This window comes from Pseudomonas sp. HT11 (genome assembly GCF_044875395.1).
Lineage (GTDB): Bacteria > Pseudomonadota > Gammaproteobacteria > Pseudomonadales > Pseudomonadaceae > Aquipseudomonas.
Genome location: NZ_CP173217.1, coordinates 1,054,430 through 1,071,631, shown reverse-complemented (window position 1 = coordinate 1,071,631; position 17,202 = coordinate 1,054,430). Strand labels below are relative to the sequence as shown.

The 17,202-nt window shown below is 61.0% G+C and carries 15 protein-coding genes and 1 other RNA gene; 4 read left to right on the top strand and 12 right to left on the bottom strand.

What is annotated here, in order from left to right; genetic code table 11:
- Positions 1–3: 3 nt before the first annotated feature.
- The 9 genes from mraY to rsmI all read right to left on the bottom strand — a co-directional run bounded on the left by mraY (position 4) and on the right by rsmI (position 9,054).
- Positions 4–1,086: a phospho-N-acetylmuramoyl-pentapeptide-transferase gene (mraY, locus tag ABWL43_RS04800; protein ID WP_003171875.1), complete on the bottom strand. Its 1,083-nt coding sequence runs from the start codon at positions 1,084–1,086 to the stop codon at positions 4–6.
- Positions 1,086–2,456, bottom strand: coding sequence for a UDP-N-acetylmuramoyl-tripeptide--D-alanyl-D-alanine ligase (murF, locus tag ABWL43_RS04795; protein WP_404486950.1), 1,371 nt, complete (start codon positions 2,454–2,456; stop codon positions 1,086–1,088). The genes mraY and murF overlap by 1 nt, the downstream gene beginning before the upstream one ends.
- A complete protein-coding gene (locus tag ABWL43_RS04790; RefSeq protein ID WP_369303435.1) occupies positions 2,449–3,912 on the bottom strand; it encodes a UDP-N-acetylmuramoyl-L-alanyl-D-glutamate--2,6-diaminopimelate ligase in 1,464 nt (487 codons plus the stop codon). Before ABWL43_RS04790 ends, murF begins: the two co-directional genes overlap by 8 nt.
- Positions 3,912–5,654 (bottom strand): penicillin-binding protein 2, encoded by a 1,743-nt coding sequence (locus ABWL43_RS04785; RefSeq protein ID WP_164487968.1) that lies wholly within the window; start codon positions 5,652–5,654, stop codon positions 3,912–3,914. The genes ABWL43_RS04790 and ABWL43_RS04785 overlap by 1 nt, the downstream gene beginning before the upstream one ends.
- A complete protein-coding gene (ftsL, locus tag ABWL43_RS04780; protein ID WP_016974244.1) occupies positions 5,654–5,947 on the bottom strand; it encodes a cell division protein FtsL in 294 nt (97 codons plus the stop codon). Before ftsL ends, ABWL43_RS04785 begins: the two co-directional genes overlap by 1 nt.
- Entirely contained in the window at positions 5,944–6,891 is a 948-nt protein-coding gene (rsmH, locus tag ABWL43_RS04775; RefSeq protein ID WP_012722289.1) for a 16S rRNA (cytosine(1402)-N(4))-methyltransferase RsmH, read from the bottom strand. Before rsmH ends, ftsL begins: the two co-directional genes overlap by 4 nt.
- On the bottom strand, positions 6,888–7,343 hold the full coding sequence (gene mraZ / locus ABWL43_RS04770) for a division/cell wall cluster transcriptional repressor MraZ (RefSeq protein ID WP_003171868.1): 456 nt from the start codon (positions 7,341–7,343) through the stop codon (positions 6,888–6,890). The genes rsmH and mraZ overlap by 4 nt, the downstream gene beginning before the upstream one ends.
- Before the next feature lie 355 nt (positions 7,344–7,698).
- An RNA gene (gene rnpB / locus ABWL43_RS04765) (RNase P RNA component class A) lies at positions 7,699–8,052 on the bottom strand.
- Positions 8,053–8,148: 96 nt separating this feature from the next.
- Positions 8,149–9,054, bottom strand: coding sequence for a 16S rRNA (cytidine(1402)-2'-O)-methyltransferase (gene rsmI, locus ABWL43_RS04760; RefSeq protein ID WP_262210207.1), 906 nt, complete (start codon positions 9,052–9,054; stop codon positions 8,149–8,151).
- A 165-nt stretch (positions 9,055–9,219) separates the two neighbouring features.
- Between rsmI and ABWL43_RS04755 the strand changes: the two genes are divergently transcribed.
- The 4 genes from ABWL43_RS04755 (at position 9,220) to ABWL43_RS04740 (ending at position 12,666) form a co-directional block, all read left to right on the top strand.
- Complete coding sequence (locus tag ABWL43_RS04755) at positions 9,220–11,031, top strand: penicillin-binding protein activator (RefSeq protein ID WP_145166210.1); 1,812 nt, start codon at positions 9,220–9,222, stop codon at positions 11,029–11,031.
- Entirely contained in the window at positions 11,031–11,402 is a 372-nt protein-coding gene (locus tag ABWL43_RS04750; protein WP_145166209.1) for a YraN family protein, read from the top strand. Before ABWL43_RS04755 ends, ABWL43_RS04750 begins: the two co-directional genes overlap by 1 nt.
- A gap of 92 nt (positions 11,403–11,494) precedes the next feature.
- Complete coding sequence (locus ABWL43_RS04745; RefSeq protein WP_003216190.1) at positions 11,495–12,088, top strand: phosphoheptose isomerase; 594 nt, start codon at positions 11,495–11,497, stop codon at positions 12,086–12,088.
- Positions 12,085–12,666: a BON domain-containing protein gene (locus ABWL43_RS04740; RefSeq protein WP_106579572.1), complete on the top strand. Its 582-nt coding sequence runs from the start codon at positions 12,085–12,087 to the stop codon at positions 12,664–12,666. Before ABWL43_RS04745 ends, ABWL43_RS04740 begins: the two co-directional genes overlap by 4 nt.
- A gap of 68 nt (positions 12,667–12,734) precedes the next feature.
- Here ABWL43_RS04740 and ABWL43_RS04735 read toward each other — a convergent pair whose 3' ends face one another.
- The 3 genes from ABWL43_RS04735 to ABWL43_RS04725 form a co-directional block, all read right to left on the bottom strand.
- Positions 12,735–13,517: an OmpA family protein gene (locus tag ABWL43_RS04735; protein WP_106579573.1), complete on the bottom strand. Its 783-nt coding sequence runs from the start codon at positions 13,515–13,517 to the stop codon at positions 12,735–12,737.
- 222 nt (positions 13,518–13,739) lie between these two features.
- The gene (locus ABWL43_RS04730) at positions 13,740–14,381 is read right to left on the bottom strand and encodes an MBL fold metallo-hydrolase (RefSeq protein WP_262210211.1); all 642 of its coding nucleotides are present in this window, start codon (positions 14,379–14,381) and stop codon (positions 13,740–13,742) included.
- 55 nt (positions 14,382–14,436) lie between these two features.
- On the bottom strand, positions 14,437–17,166 hold the full coding sequence (locus tag ABWL43_RS04725) for a LuxR C-terminal-related transcriptional regulator (RefSeq protein ID WP_404486944.1): 2,730 nt from the start codon (positions 17,164–17,166) through the stop codon (positions 14,437–14,439).
- Positions 17,167–17,202: the final 36 nt, after the last annotated feature.

Here is a 17,202-nt window from a genome sequence, read left to right as displayed (position 1 = left end):
TTTCTACCTCAGTTTCAGGGTGGCAAGGCCGACCAGTACCAGAATCACGGTGATGATCCAGAAACGGACAATCACGCGTGGCTCGGGCCAGCCCTTGAGTTCAAAGTGGTGGTGAATCGGCGCCATGCGGAACACGCGGCGCCCGGTCAATTTGAAGGAAGCCACCTGGATGACCACCGACAGGGTTTCCATCACGAACACACCGCCCATGATGAACAGCACGATTTCCTGGCGAACGATCACCGCGATGGTGCCCAGAGCTGCGCCCAGCGCCAGTGCGCCGACGTCGCCCATGAAGACTTGTGCGGGATAGGTGTTGAACCACAAGAAGCCCAGGCCGGCGCCGATCAGCGCGCCGCAGAACACAATCAGCTCGCCCGCGCCCGGTACATACGGGATCAGCAGGTATTCAGCGAATTTCACGTTACCCGACAGGTAGCAGAAAATGCCGAGCGCACCGCCGACCATCACCGTCGGCATGATCGCCAGGCCGTCGAGGCCGTCGGTCAGGTTCACCGCGTTGCTGGAGCCGACGATCACAAAGTAGGTCAGCACCACGAAGCCGATGCCCAGTGGAATGCTGGCGTCCTTGAGCATTGGAATGATCAAGGTGGTTTCCACCGCGCTTGGCGCGGTGGTGTACAGGAAGATCGCGGCGGCAAGGCCGAATACCGACTGCCAGAAATACTTCCAGCGGCTTGGCAGCCCCTTGGAGTTTTTCTCGATCACTTTGCGGTAGTCATCGACCCAGCCGATGGCGCCGAACAACAGGGTCACCAGCAGCACCACCCACACGTAGCGGTTATGCAGGTCGGCCCAGAGCAAGGTGCTGATGCCGATGGACGAGAGGATCAGCGCACCGCCCATGGTCGGGGTGCCGGATTTGGACAGGTGCGACTGCGGGCCGTCATTGCGAACCGATTGACCAATTTGCAGGTTCTGCAGGGTGCGGATCATCCACGGCCCCAGGAACAGCGACAGAGACAGCGCGGTCAGCACACCCAGAATCCCGCGCAGGGTCAGGTACTGAAAGACCGCGAAGCCTTTGTGGAACTGTTGCAGATACTCAGCCAGCAGCAGCAGCATTAATGTTTCTCCGTACTTGAGCCACACAAGGCCGCGACGACGTTTTCCATCACCGCGCTGCGCGATCCCTTGATCAAAATGGTTGTGTGTTTGTCTTGTTCAGCCACGCCCAGCGCCTGGATCAGCTCGGCCTGGGTTGCGAAATGCCGCGCGCCGAGGCCAAAGGCATCGACGGCGTGCGCCATGTTTGGGCCGACGGCGTAGAGCGCGTCGACTTTTCCGCTGGCGTAGGCACCGACTTCGCGGTGGCCTTGCTCTGCCCAGTCGCCCAATTCGCCGATATCACCCAGCACCAGAACCTTGCGCCCGGCAAAGCCCTTCAACAGGTCAACAGCGGCATTAATGGAGGACGGGTTGGCGTTGTAGGTGTCGTCGATCACGCGCATGCCGTTGGTCGCCAGCTGCGCGACGGTGCGGCCCTTGACCGGCTGCACTGCGCCCAGGCCGGTAGCGATACCGAACAGCGACACACCCAGGGCATGCGCAGCGGCGGCGGCGGCCAAAGCGTTGGCAACGTTGTGGTTGCCGAGCAGATTCAATTGCACGTGCTCGTCGCCTTGCGGGGTGTGCAAGGTGAAGGACGGGCAGCCTCGGGCATCAACGGTGATGTTGGAGGCGTGAAAATCAGCGGCGGCATTGGCCACGGCAAACGTCAGCACCTTGCGACCGGCGGCACGTACACGCCAGGTCTCGAAGGCCTTGTCGTCGAGGTTCAATACAGCGGTGCCGGATGCATCGAGGCCTTCAAGGATTTCGCCCTTGGCTTCGACGATTTTTTCCGGGCCACCGAACTCGCCAACATGGGCGGTGCCGGCGTTGTTGATAATCGCCACGTGAGGCTTGGTCAGCGCCACGGTGTAGGCGATTTCGCCGATGCGCGAAGCACCCAGTTCGATCACCGCCGCCGTGTGTTCCGGGGCCAGCTCGAGCAGGGTCAGCGGCGCGCCGAAATCATTGTTCAGGTTGCCACGGGTGGCGAGCACCGGCCCGCGCGTGCGCAGGACACCGGCGAGCAATTCCTTGACCGTGGTTTTGCCGCTGGAGCCGGTGATGGCTGCAACCGGCTTATCAAAGGCGGCGCGGTTCAATGCACCCAACTGGCCCAAGGCCAAACGGGTATCTGCAACCAGCAATTGCGCCAAGGTGGAATCGGTCACTTCACGCTGCACCAATGCACCCACGGCACCTTTGGCAGCGACGTCGTTCAGGTAGTCGTGACCATCAAAACGCGGGCCGGCCAAGGCCACAAACAATTGCCCAGGCTTGATGTTACGGCTGTCGATACTGACGCCGTGGAAGCTGCAATCGCTCGACACTACGCGGGCCGACAGGGCCTGGGTCAGTTCGCTGAAGGTCATCGCTTTAAGCATGGGCAACCTCCCAGGCGGTCAAGGCATGGTCGGCCTCGACCAGATCGGAGAAGGCATGGCGCTCGCCGTTGATTTCCTGGTAGTCCTCGTGACCTTTGCCAGCCAGCACTACCACGTCGTCAGCGCTGGCGCTGGCAATCAATTGGGCAATGGCGGCGCCGCGACCGGCCACGAAAGTAGCCTTGGACGCGTCTTTAAAGCCAACACGGATGTCGTCGAAAATCTGGCTTGGGTCTTCGCTGCGCGGGTTGTCGTCGGTAACCAGCACGCCATCGGCGAGACGCTCGACGATCTCGGCCATCAACGGACGTTTGCCGCGGTCACGGTCACCGCCGCAGCCGAACAGGCACAGCAACTTGCCCTTGGCATGTGGGCGCAAGGCTTCGAGGACTTTTTCCAAAGCGTCCGGGGTGTGGGCGTAATCGACCACCACCAGCGGCTGCGAGCCACCGCCCAAACGCTGCATGCGACCGGCCGGGCCTTCGAGCTTGGGCAGCACGCGCAGGATTTCATCCAGTGCGTAATCCAGGCCAAGCAGCGCGCCGATGGCAGCCAGCACATTGCTCAGGTTGAAACGGCCGAGCAAGGTGCTGCGCAAGTGGTGCTCGCCCTGCGGCGTGACCAGCGTGGCGAGCACGCCTTCATCATTGAATTGGGCTTCGCGGCAATACAGGTAGGCGCTGGAATCTTCCAGGCTGTAGGTGATCAGGCGCGATTCGCTGTCCTCGGCAGCCAGCTGGCGGCCAAAAGCGTCATCGAGATTCACCACCCGGCATTTCAGGTCATTCCAGGCGAACAGCTTGGCCTTGGCGGCGGCGTACGCCTCCATGGTGCCGTGGTAGTCGAGGTGATCGCGGGACAGGTTGGTCATCACCGCCACATCGAAGGCCAGCGCGGTAACACGGCCCTGGTCCAGACCGTGTGAGGAGACTTCCATGGCAACCGCCTTGGCACCGGCCTTTTTCAGGTCGGCCAGGGTCGCTTGTACGGCAATCGGGTTTGGCGTGGTGTGCAGGCCGCTTTGCAGCGCGCCATAAAAACCAGTGCCGAGCGTGCCGACAATGCCGCAGTGCTGACCCAGCAGGTCAAGCGCCTGGGCGACCAACTGGGTCACGCTGGTCTTGCCGTTGGTGCCGGTCACGCCGATCAGGTTCAGTTGACGGCTTGGGTCGCCATAAAAGCGCCCGGCGATGTCCGAGAGCTGCGCAGCCAGGCCTTTGACCGGAATCAATGGCACGTCGGTGATCGGCAGCACGGTGGCACCGTCCACTTCGTACGCCACGGCTGCCGCACCACGTTGCAGGGCATCGGCGATGTGCGCACGGCCATCGAACTTGCCGCCAGGCACGGCCAGGAACAGGTCACCGGCGCGTACGTTACGGCTGTCCAGGCTCAATTCGCGGATCAGCAGATCGCGTCCGGCGTGGGCAAAAATCTTGTTCAAGCTAAGAGACATCAGCCGCGCCCTCCATTGGCTTTGGCAGCAGCGGCCGGTGGACCGGCGTTCGCTTGTTGAGTCGGCGGCAGGTTGTCCGGCGTAATGTTCATCAGGCGCAGGGTGCCGGACATCACTTTGCTGAACACCGGTGCCGATACCAGGCCACCGAAGTAGCCGGCCTTGCTTGGCTCATCGATCACAACAACGATGGCGTAGCGCGGATCGCTCATCGGGCCGAAGCCGGCGAACAGCGAGCGGTACGAGTTCTCGGCGTAGCCTTTGGTGCCGACCGACGTTTTACGTGCGGTACCAGACTTGCCTGCCACGTGATACGCCGGCACCTGGGCACGGAACACACCACGCGGCGCTTCGATCACTTGTTGCAGCATGCCTTGCATGGTCTTGGCGACGTTTTCCGGGATCACCTGGGTGGCTTTCGGTGCTTCGTCGACGTGGATCAGGCTCAGTGGAACCATGCGGCCATTGTTGGCCAATACAGAGAATGCGTGAGCCAGCTGGATCGCGGTCACCGACAGGCCATAGCCGTAGGAAAGCGTGGCTGTCTCGGCCTTTTTCCAGTCGCGGTAGTTCGGCAGGTTGCCCACGCGCTCGCCTGGGAAGTCCAGGCCGGTGGGTTGGCCCAAGCCGATTTTTTGCGCCAGGTGATAGATGGTTTCGCCGCCGATATCGAAGGCAACTTTACTCATGCCGACGTTACTGGAGTTGATCAGAATACCTGTCAAATCCAGCACCGGACCTTCAGTGCGGGACACGTCACGAATGGTGTATTTGCCCAGCTGCAAGGTGCCTGGATAAACCTCGACTTTGTCGCTCGGCTTCCAGCGCCCGGTTTCCAGGGCAGCACTCATGGAGATGGCTTTCATGGTCGAACCCGGCTCGAACACGTCGATCATTGCGCGGTTACGCATCATCGCCGGTTGCAGGTTGCGACGGTTGTTCGGGTTGTAGGTCGGCTGGTTGACCATGGCGAGGATCTCGCCGGTCTTCACGTCCATGATTACCAGGCTGCCGGCCTTGGCGCCGTTCTCGATGATCGCGTTACGCAGCTCGCGGTTGGCCAGGTATTGCAGGCGCAGGTCAATCGACAACGCCAAGGGCTTACCGGCCTTGGCGTTTTTGGTGACCTGGACATCCTTGATCAGTCTGCCGCGTCGATCCTTGATGACCTGCCGTTTGCCGGGAACCCCGGCCAGCCATTCGTCGTAGGCCAGTTCCACGCCTTCACGGCCGTGGTCATCGATGTCGGTAAAGCCAACCATGTGCGCGGTGGTTTCACCGGCCGGGTAGAAACGACGAAACTCCTCGATGCCATAGACACCGGGGACTTTAAGGTCGAGCACCTGTTGGCCCTGTTCAGGGGTCAGGCCGCGAACCAGGTAGATGAATTCTTTATTGGCCTGGGCTTCCAGGCGCTCGGACAAGGCTTTTGGGTCCTGGCCCAGGGCGGCGGCCAGTTCCGGCCACTTGTCCTTGGCAACCTGCAATTCCTTGGCGTTGGCCCACAGGGTGGTTACCGGAGTACTGACGGCCAGAGGCTCGCCATTACGGTCGGTGATCAGACCGCGGTGCGCAGGAATCGGGATATGCCGCAGGCTCCGGGCGTCGCCCTGGCCGATCAGGAAGTCACGGTCAACCACTTGCAGGTCGATGATCCGCCAGGCAATCGCGCCCACCATCAAGGCTAGCAAACCCAGCATCAGGCGGAAGCGCCAAGGGTAGAGTGCGCCTTCAAGTTTCATCATGGCGCCACCATCCGAACTTCGGCCGCGCCCGGAATGTGCATCTTCAACTGCTCGGTCGCCAGCACTTCGATGCGGCTATGGGCGGTCCAGGTGCTTTGCTCGAGGATCAACCGGCCCCACTCCGCCTGCGCTTTATCACGCACGCTCAATTCCCCGTACAGGGTATTGAGCAATTGGCGGTTGTAGTGGGCGCTGTAGGACACCGCAATCGCGGACACCAGCACGCCGATAAAGAGCAGCAACATAAAGAAGCTGCCGCCCGGAAGGGGCTTGGCGAAAAGCTTGCTCACCGCAACTTCTCCGCAACGCGCATGACGGCGCTACGGGAACGTGGGTTGGCCTTGAGTTCGGCTTCGGAAGCGAACTGCGCTTTGCCATGGATTTTGATTTTCGGCACAAAGGCTTCGAAACGCACCGGCAGGTTGCGCGGCAGGTTATCGGACTCGCCCTTGACCAGACGACGCATGAACAGTTTGACGATGCGGTCTTCCAGGGAGTGGAAGCTGATCACCACCAGGCGACCGCCCACTTCCAGGGCTTCCAGTGCGGCTTCGAGGCCGGCTTCCAGATCGCCCAATTCGTTGTTGACGTGAATGCGCAGGCCCTGGAACGCACGGGTCGCCGGGTTCTTGCCCTTTTCCCAGGCAGGGTTGGCGACTTTCAGCACTTCGGCCAGGTCAGCGGTGCGTTCGAACGGCTGGATTTCACGGCGTTCGACCACGGCACGGGCCATGCGGCCGGCGAAGCGTTCTTCACCGTATTCCTTGAACACGCGGGCAATTTCTTCCACCGGCGCGGTGGCGATGAACTGCGCGGCACTGACACCACGGGTAGGGTCCATGCGCATGTCGAGCGGGCCGTCGTTCATGAAACTGAAGCCACGTTCCGGGTCATCGAGCTGCGGCGAAGACACGCCCAGATCGAGCAAAACCCCGGCCACCTTGCCTGCCATGCCGCGCTCGGCGACTTCGGCACCCAGCTCGGCAAAGCTGCGCTGTACAACGACAAAGCGGCCGTCTTCGGCCGCTAGCGCTTGCCCGGTGGCAATCGCTTGAGGGTCTTTGTCGAACCCGAGGAGCTTACCGTCGGACCCGAGCTGGCTGAGTATCAACCGACTGTGCCCGCCCCGGCCGAAGGTGCCATCCAAATAGCAGCCATCCGCGCGTACGGCGAGAGCCTCAACGGCTTCGTCAAGCAGTACGGTGATGTGGTTAAAGCCGCTATCAATAGTCACAGGATCAAATCACGCAGTTCATCAGGCATCGCGCCCGGTTGTTGAATAGCAGCCAGGTCCGCTGCAGAAACAGCATCCCAGGCATCTTCGTCCCACAATTGGAACTTGTTCAGTTGGCCCACCAGCATTGCGCGCTTATCCAGCTTGGCGTACTCGCGCAAACGCGGTGGCACCAGAAAACGCCCACTGCCATCGAGTTCAAGGTCGACGGCATTACCAATCAGCAAACGCTGCAGGCGGCGGTTTTCTTCACGCAATGAAGGCAGAGCGCGCAACTTGGTTTCGATCAGCTCCCACTCATCGAGCGGGTAAACACACAAACAAGGGTCAACGGCATCAATCGTGATGATTAACTGGCCTGAACTTCGCGAAATGAGCTCGTCACGATACCGGCTCGGCATGGCGAGACGGCCTTTTGCATCGAGACTGATAGCGTTAGCTCCGCGAAACACAGATGCGTTTCTCCAAATTTTAGCGTTTTACGTTCAAAAAACCCACTTTGTGCCACTTTCCGCCACTTGCGCACACTATAGGAATGCGCCCACCACACCGTCAAGGCGCGGATTCAAGGAAAAGCCTTACAGAACGGAGATTTAGGAGTGTAAAAGGAGGAGAAACGCGAGTTCGGCGATGTTTTTGACTCAACAACCGCAAATAGCTCATGGAGCTATGGCTTAAAGTTAAAGTGATTTATTAAGAGTAAGATTTTTTTGGTATTACGAAGATGCATCTGCCAATGATTTGGCAGGGAGGGATTCTTGCGTTACTACCGGGTTTCTGCACGAGATTCGGACAGAAGGAAAAAAGGTGGAGAGTCGATCTGTAAGCCGGGTTCTGTCTTGAACAGTCATTCGTCTACGATGGCCATCACTGGACATCTTTAGCAACCTACCCGGTCCCAGCGCGGGCCACGCCTTGGGACCCTATTTGGTCTTGCTCCAAGTGGGGTTTACCTAGCCACGAACTGTTGCCAGTCGTGCGGTGCGCTCTTACCGCACCTTTTCACCCTTACCGGCACCGAAGTGCTTAGGCGGTTATTTTCTGTGGCACTTTCCGTAGGCTCACGCCTCCCAGGCATTACCTGGCACTTCGCCCTATGGAGCCCGGACTTTCCTCCCCCCCCTAATTTTCATAGAAGGCAGCGACTGTCCAATCGACTCTCCGCCGCGCAGGTTAACGGCACGGCGGGCTGAGGACAAGCATTAAAAGTGCAGCAATGCCATCACGTTCGGACGGAATGCCGGTTCGCCCCCGGAACTATTCGGCTTTCTGTTTATCCAGCGCAACCTGATACAGCACATTCTTGCGCACGCCGGTAATTTCAGCGGCCAGCGCCGCAGCCCGCTTGAGGGGCATTTCCTTGAGCAGCAGATCGAGTATGCGCATGGCCTCGCTGCCCACAGCATCCTCATCCTCCGGCGCTGTCCAACCGGCCACCAGCACCACACACTCGCCACGCTGTTGATTGCTGTCGCCTTCGACGAAGGCCCGCAACGCTTCCAACGGCAGGCCCTTGAGGGTTTCGAACGTCTTGGTCAGCTCACGCGCCAGCAGCGCGAGGCGCTCGCCGCCAAACACCAGCTCCATGTCTTGCAGGCATTCAAGGATGCGGTGCGGGGCTTCATAGAAGATCAACGTACGCGGTTCTTCCTTGAGTGCCTGAAGACGCGCGCGGCGCCCAACGGTCTTGGCTGGCAGGAAGCCCTCAAAGATAAAACGATCCGACGGCAACCCGGCAGCCGATAATGCAGCAATCAGCGCGCACGCTCCCGGAACAGGCACTACATTGATACCAGCGGCTCGCGCCTGGCGGACCAAGTGGTAGCCGGGATCGGAAATCAACGGCGTACCGGCATCGGAGATCAGCGCCACATCGTCACCGGCCAGCAGGCGCGTGATAAAACGACTGCCTTCTTCGCGTTCGTTATGTTCGTGGCAGGCAGCCAGGGGCGTGCTGATACCAAAATGCTGCATCAACCGCTGGGAATGCCGCGTGTCTTCCGCCGCGATCAATTTTACGTCGCGCAACACTTTCAGCGCCCGGGCACTGATGTCGTCCAGGTTGCCAATGGGCGTCGCCACGACAAAAAGCGAGCCTGCAGTGGAATTCAAAGGACCTGGAGCAGTCAAAACGCACACCTCGATGGTTGGGAAAAGTCGCATTGTAGCGCGTAGGCGCCTCGATAATATGCCCTCAAGGTCGGCCGTCGATGGCTGTTGGCAGCATTTGCACGACCTAAATCGACGGTTTCACGCCAGTAACATCGCGCCTGGGCCAGTGCTTGGGTACACTTCCACGCTAATTTGATCGGTATCAGGAACACTTACATGATCGCTTGCCTGCGGCTGCTCTCCGCCCTCTGCCTCGCTGCCTTATTGGCTGCCTGTGCCAGCTCGCCCTCGTCCAGCCTTGGCGACCTCCCCCGGACCCCGGATGCCAGTATCGAGCAACTGCTCGAACAGGCTACCTCCGCCAACACGCCAGAAAAGGCCGCGATGCTGCGCCTGAGTGCGGCTGATCTGGCCTACCACCAGAACAACCCTGGGCGTTCGTCGCAGATTCTCGCGCAGGTGCCCCTGGATGTCCTGAAGCCAGCCGCGCAAGTTTTTGCCAGCACCCTGGCCGCCGAACTGGCCATGGCGCGCAATCAGCCCAAAGCTGCATTGGCAGCCCTGAACCATCCCAGCCTGCAAAGCCTGAAGGAGCTGCCGACAGACCAGCAGATCCGTACCGGCACCGTGCATGCCCGCGCCTATGAAGCCGATGGCCAGACCCTGGCCGCCGCGCGTGAGCGTGTCGCCATGGCTCCGCTGCTGACGGGCGACGCTGCCAACAGCAACCACGAAGCCATCTGGGCGCTGATTGCCGCGCTGCCGGCTGACCAGTTGCAAGCCAGCGGCAACCCGACGCTTGATGGCTGGATCAGTCTGGCCAAAGCCGTCAAAGGCGCCGGCACCCTGGAGCAACAACAAGCCGCGATCGACACCTGGCGCGCGCAGAACCCTGGGCACCCGGCCGCAGTGCAACTGCCGACGCCGCTGACCAAGCTCAAGGAACTGGCCAGCCAGCCGCTGAACAAGATCGCCCTGCTACTGCCGCAGGACGGTCCGCTGGCTGCGGTCGGCAAGGCGCTGCGCGAAGGCTTCATGGCGGCTCACTACCAGGCCGAACAAGCCGGGCAGAAACCGCCGGTCATCGAGTTCTATGACAGCTCGCGCCTGACCTCCCTCGACGACTTCTATGCCAAGGCCCAGGCCGCCGGCGTACAACTGGTTGTCGGCCCGCTGGAAAAACCGCTGGTCAAACAACTCGCTGCTCGCCCGCAACTGCCGATCACGACGCTGGCGCTGAACTACAGCGAACTGAATGAAAACCCGCCGCAACTGTTCCAGTTCGGCCTGGCCGCTGAAGACGAAGCCCGCGAAGTCTCGCGCCGTGCCCGCGCCGACGGCCTGCACCGCGCCGCCGCCATGGTGCCGCGTGGCGAATGGGGTGAGCGTGTCTACAAAGCCTTCCGCCAGGATTGGGAAGCCAATGGCGGCACCGTCGTCGGCGTCGAGTACGTTGACCAGCCGGTTGCCCTCGCCCAGCAGATTGCCGACCTGTTCCAGCTGCGCAAAAGCGAAGGTCGCGCCAAGAGCCTGCAAAGCGCCGTTGGCACTGATGTAGCAGCACAACCGTCGCGCCGCCAGGACATCGAGTTCATCTTCCTGGCTGTGACGCCGCAATTGGCCCAGCAGATCAAGCCAACCCTGAACTTCCAGTACGCCGGCGACGTGCCTGTGTATGCGACGTCCCACGTGTTCAGCGCCAGCGGCGACAAGAACCAGTACCTGGACATGACCAACGTCATGTTCTGTGAAACCCCTTGGCTGCTCAACACCACCGACCCGCTGCGCAACCAGGTTGCCGCGCAATGGCCACAAGCCAATGGCAGCCTGGGCCGCCTGTACGCGATGGGCGCCGACGCCTACCGTCTGGCCCCGCGCCTGGGCCAGCTCAAGGCGCTGCCGGATACGCGTGTTGACGGTCTCTCCGGCAGCTTGGGCATCAGCGCCAACCAGCGCGTTGACCGCCAGATGCCGTGGGCGAAATTCGTTGGCGGCGACATCCAGCGCCTGCCGGACACCTCGCGCTGATGCCCGAGCGGTCCAGCGCACAAAGCGGCAAGGATGCCGAACTTCAAGCCCTCCAGTATCTGCAACAACAGGGTCTGCGCCTTCTGGCGCAGAACTGGTTGTGTAAACGCGGTGAGCTTGATCTGGTCATGCTTGACGGCGATACAGTAGTATTCGTCGAAGTCCGCTACAGAAAACACGCACAATGGGGTGGCGCGCTCGCCAGTATCGACGGGCGCAAGCGTCAGAAGCTGATACTCGCCGCGCAGTTTTTCCTGCAAAAAGAGCATCGCTGGGCTGACTCCCCCTGCCGTTTCGATGTGGTTGCCATAGAAAGCACACCGTCTGGCCCCGCTGATCTGAATTGGCTTAAAAATGCCTTCGACAGCTGATTCACCGGACATCTTCACCACACACTTTTGCTCTTTGCTTTGCGGGCTGCACATTCCTGTGCCAAACAGCCGCGCTACTTAAGGTCACACAGATGGACATGCAATCCCGAATTCGCCAGCTTTTCCAGGCCAGCATCGACACCAAGCAACAGGCGATGGACGTACTTGCACCGCACATCGAGCAAGCCAGTCAGGTCATGGTCAATGCCTTGCTCAACGAGGGCAAAATGCTTTCGTGCGGCAACGGCGGTTCGGCCGGTGATGCCCAGCACTTTTCCTCCGAGCTGCTCAACCGCTTCGAGCGCGAGCGCCCGAGCCTGCCGGCCATTGCCTTGACCACCGACACGTCGACGATCACCTCGATCGCCAACGACTACAGCTACAACGAAATCTTCTCCAAACAGATTCGCGCCCTGGGCCAACCCGGCGACGTGCTGCTGGCGATCTCCACCAGCGGCAACTCGGCGAACATTATTCAAGCGATCCAGGCCGCACATGATCGCGAAATGATTGTCGTAGCATTGACCGGTCGCGACGGCGGCGGCATGGCCTCGCTGCTGTTGCCGGAGGACGTTGAAATTCGCGTCCCGGCCAATGTCACTGCACGCATTCAAGAAGTCCACCTGCTGGCGATCCACTGCCTGTGCGATCTGATCGACAGCCAACTGTTCGGGAGTGAAGAATGACCGTTAACCGCCTCAGCCTTTTGGCCATCACGCTGTGCCTTGCCATCAGCGGCTGCAGCACGGCAATCACCGCGACACGTGACACACCGATTCAGGATGACCGGGGCACGCGTACTTTCGGCAGCACAATCGACGACTCGCTCATCGAAACCAAGGTCAAGGTGAACGTCGCCAAGGCCGCTACAGACTTGGGCAACGGCGCCTCGCGCATTGTGGTGACCAGCTTCAACGGCGTGGTACTGCTGGCCGGCCAGACGCCGCGTGCGGAGCTCAAGGCCCAGGCAGAACAAGCCGCCTCGTCGGTTCAGCGGGTCAAGAAGGTCCACAATGAACTGCAGGTCATGGACCCTATTACCCTGCTGGCCATCAGTAACGATGCGTTGCTGACCACCAAAATCAAGGCGCAGATGCTTACCGACAGCGCCGTACCGGGCTCGCGCATCAAAGTCGTCACCGATAACGGCATCGTTTACCTGATGGGCCTGCTGACCCAGGCGGAAGCCACCCGCGCGTCCAACCTGGTTCAGGGTGTCTCCGGCGTACAGAAGATCGTAAAGGTGTTCGAATACATCGACTGATGTGATTCGCAGCCACAAAAAAGGGCGCCGTGCATTGACTGCACGGCGCCCTTTTTAGTGGTCTGCGTTTATTGGTACTGCTGGTACGGGTTGCCCTGGAACTGGTTGTTCTGCTGCGGCGCCTGTTGCTGTTGTTGCTGCTGACCTGGTTGGCCGTATTGCTGGCCAGGGATCGGGCCGAGGTTGACCTCTACGCGACGGTTCTGGGCACGGCCATTCACGTCGGCGTTGCTGGCAATCGGGTTATCCGGGCCGGCACCGCGTGCACTCAGGTTGGTCGGGCTCACGCCTTGGGAGGTCAGGTAGTTGGCCACGCTCTGCGCACGACGCTGGGACAGGTCCATGTTCAACTGGCGGCTGCCGGTACTGTCGGTGTAGCCAACAATCTGGATGGTGTTCTGGTTGAACTGCTTCAGCGAGTTCGCCAGGTTGTTCAGCGGCGTATAGAAGCTGCTGGCGATCGCGTCCGAGTTGGTGGCAAAGGTAATGTTACCCGGCATGATCAGCTTGATCTGGTCGCCCTGGCGCTGCACTTCAACACCGGTGTTGGCCATGCTTTCACGCAGTTTCTTTTCCTGCTGGTCGGCGTAATAACCGTAACCGGCGGCGCCGATACCGGCGATTGCACCACCGATCAGTGCACCCTTGCCACGGTTGTTATGGTCGATGGCAGCACCGGCCAATGCGCCAGCCAGCGCACCCAGGCCGCCGTACTTGGCGGTTTTGCTGATACCGCCTTGCGAACCATCATTTGCCTGCCCCTGGCTGCCGTCGTAAGGATTAGGCGAGGCGCAACCGGACAACAGGGCTACGGCGGTGGCAACAACAAGAAGACGACGCGGAGTAAACATGAAGGGAGCTCCTACTTTTGCATTCTGTGGTGCAAAGGACATTGGCAATGGACCTGTGCCGGGTTTTGAACGCGACAAACGGTAAAAATTCCGTGGCCATCGCCCCTGCTGTGACAAAGGCGGGCCAGCATCACCGCTAAGTAAACCGTATCAGACCCAGGCTGAACGCAAGCTGCGACGACGATTCTTTGTATAGAACAGCCCCAGCCCCGTGGTTATTCCCTACGCCCGCACAAACGGATTCTCACGCATCTCATCGCCCAACCGGGTGTCCGGCCCGTGCCCGGTAACCACCGTCGCGCCCTCATCCAGTGTGTACAAACGCTGCTTGATCGAACGCACGATGGTCGCCTGGTCCCCGCCCCACAGGTCGGTGCGCCCCACGCCGCGCTTGAACAACGTGTCGCCGGCAATCAACAACTTGGCATCGGCAAACCAGAAGCTCATCGAACCCGGTGTATGCCCTGGCGTGTGCAAGGCCACGCCGCAACCGCAGGCCAACGCCTCATCATCTTCCAGCCAGCGATCCGGCGACGGCACCGGCGTATAAGGCACGCGAAACATCTGGCATTGCATTTCCAAGTTATCCCACAGGAATTTATCGTCCTTGTGCAGATGCAAGGTGGCGCCAGTTTTCTCTTTCAATTGACCGGAGGCCAGGAAGTGATCGAGGTGCGCATGGGTATGGATGATGCTCACCACCTTGAGGCCCAACGCCTCCAGGCGAGCCAGGATCAGCTCATGATTGCCGCCGGGGTCGACCACGATGGCGTTTTTGGTGATCGGGTCACCGATGATGGTGCAGTTGCACTGCAACGGGCCGACGGGGAAGGTTTCGCGGATCAGGGCAGGTAGCTGAGACATCAGAGCGAACTCGATCATTTGTAAGTCAGCGATTTTGGCACAAATGCGTTGCCCCCTACCCCAACAACCCCATCTCCTGCGCCCGCGCTACCGCCTGGGTTCGGCGCTCCACGCCCAGCTTGCTGTTGATATGGCTGGCGTGGGTTTTCACCGTGTGCAGAGAGATAAACAACTGGTTGCTGATCTCCTGGTTTGAGCAGCCTTGGGCGATCAGTTGCAGCACTGCCAGCTCGCGGGTGCTGAGGGTTTCGTGCGAGGGCAAGGCCTCGGCGGCGGCAACCACCGGCAGCAGCGCCAACAGGTTTTGGTTCAACAACGCATGCGGGGTCTTGCCGAGTTGTTCGCGCATCCAGTCAGGGTAACGCTCCAGCAGCCGCTGGAACGGTTGCAGTGCGCCACCAGCGCCCGTCTCAAGCGCCTGGGCCACGATTGGCCGCGCCTTGGCTTCATGGCCGCACTCCAGCAATACATTCGCCTGCTGGGTCAGGGCCATCAGGGCAATCATCTGGCGCCCGCTGTTATGCGCCTGCTGTGCCAGCTCTTCGAGGCGCTGCAGGGCCGCAGCCGGTTGATGGCGGATCGCATCGAGTGCGGCCTGCTGCAGCCCGATGTGTTGCGCCAGGTGTGGATGAAACTCCGGTGCGGCGGCGGCGTGCTCACCGTTATAGGTCTGCCCCAGGCGGGTCAGCCAGGCGTCGGCAAGGTCGGTGCGGCCTTGGGCCAGCCATAATTCGCATTTGATCAGGGTGATCATCGCCAGGTAATAGATCGGCGGCACGTCCCAGATATGCATCAGGCGCTCGGCTTCGGCGAGTTCGGCGAAGGCCTTGGCGAAATCACCGCGCCGCCCTTCGAAATTGGCAATCACACAATGCCCGATGAGTACGCTGATATCGCGGCAGGCACGGGCTTCGCTCAGGCCGGCACGCAAACGGGCAAGGCCAGCGTCAGACTGATAACGCACCAGCAGCAAATAACCTTCGTAGAGCAATAACCGCGCACGTACGGCGTACAGCCGTTGGGGCGCAAGGCCCTGCAGGCGTTGCAGCCCTTGGCGCACTTCGTCCAGAGAACGCAGAATTTCGCCGCGCGCCTGCAACACGCGCGCGCGGTCGTAATGGGCCAGGGCCTCGAACAGCGGGTTGCCGACGCGCTGCGCCAGCTCCAGGGACTCGCGATTCAGGCCACGCGCGCGCCACAGGTCGGCATCGACAATGGCCAGGTTGGACAGGGTCGACAGGCACATCAGGCGCTGGCCATAGCGTTTGTGCGGCAGGCTTTCCAACGCCTCGCTGCAGTAACGCTGGGTCAACTCACGATCACCTCGCCCACGGGCGATGATCCCGCTCAGCGCCAGCCATTGGGCCAGCATCGACTTTTGCGCAGTGGCCGACGGCGCCGGCAGGAAGCGACTGAGGTAGCCTGACAATTCTTCCGCCGCATCCAACTGGCACGCCAGCCCCAGCGCCCAGCTGTAGAGCACGATCAAGCGCGGCGTGCTGATCAGCAGGCTGTCGGGCAAGTCCATCTTCCAGCGCAGCAGCATGCCCACATTCTGCTCGGCCAGCAGTTGCTCCTCTGACAGGTTCTGCACCAGGTTTGCCGCCACATCGAGGTGCCCGGCGCGCAACGCCTGCTCCACGGCTTCGTCGATAAAACCCTGGGCGTTGAACCAACGACAGGCCCGCAAGTGCAGGCTGGCAATCGGCAAGGTGGCATTGCTCGCGCGGCGCGTGCGCAGCAAATCGGAAAACAAATGGTGGTAACGGTACCAGTGGCCCTGTTCGTCCAGCGGCACCAGAAACACCTGATGGGCCTGCAGATAGCGCAGGATTTCCGCGCTGTCATGGGCCTCGCGCACGGCGTCGCACAGCTCGCCGCAGAAACGATCCTGAGGCGCCGTGTCGTACAGGAACGCCTGCACTTCAACCGGCAGGCAGTCGATGACCTCTTCGAGCAGGTAATCGCGAATCAGCCCTTCGCCACCGTGCAAGCTGTGCGGCAACGCGCTTTCATTGCCTGCTTCGGCGATGGCCAACAGCCAGAAACGCAGGCCGGCGACCCACCCTTCACTGCGCCGGATCAAGTTGTCCAGCGCCTCGCCGCGCAACGAGCTACTGTGCCGATCCAGCACGGCCAGCGACTCGTCGTGGGTCAGGCGCAGGTCTTGTTCATGCAGCTCCAGCAGGTGCCGGGACAGCCGCAGGCGCGCCAGGTGCCAGTCGGGACGTTGGCGGCTGGTGACCATGACCACCAGCCCATCGGGTAAATGATTCAGGAAAAACTGCAGGCAACGATCCAGCACCGGGCCCTGGGCCAGATGGTAGTCATCCAGTACCAGCAACAAGGGCGCGCGCGTGGACAAGTGCAACGTCAGCTCATCGAGCAGGCCGTCGAGCCATTCTTCAAAGGCAAAGGGTTGGTGACGCTGGCGCATTTTCAGCAGGCCCAGGGATTGGGCGCCGAGTTGCGGGAAGTACTGTTGCAAACCGTCGAGCAGGCGCTCGAGGAAACGGCCCGGGTCGTTATCGCGTGGGCTCAGGCCCAGCCACAGGCTTTGCCAATGCGCCGGCAACCCCTGGCAGAACTCCACCGCCAGCGAACTCTTGCCGAACCCTGCCGGAGCGCTGACCAGTAGCAGTCGCCCCTCCAGACCAGCACTCAGCCGTTCGCACAGGCGCGGGCGCAGCACATAGCCGTCAGGCAAAGGTGGCCTGTAGAAGCGCGCTTCCAGCGTCGGAATTACTGCGCTTGCAGGCCCTTGGATTCGGGACAGATCAGTCATCGCCGGGCTCTTGTAGAAGGCTGTTGTCGGCATTGC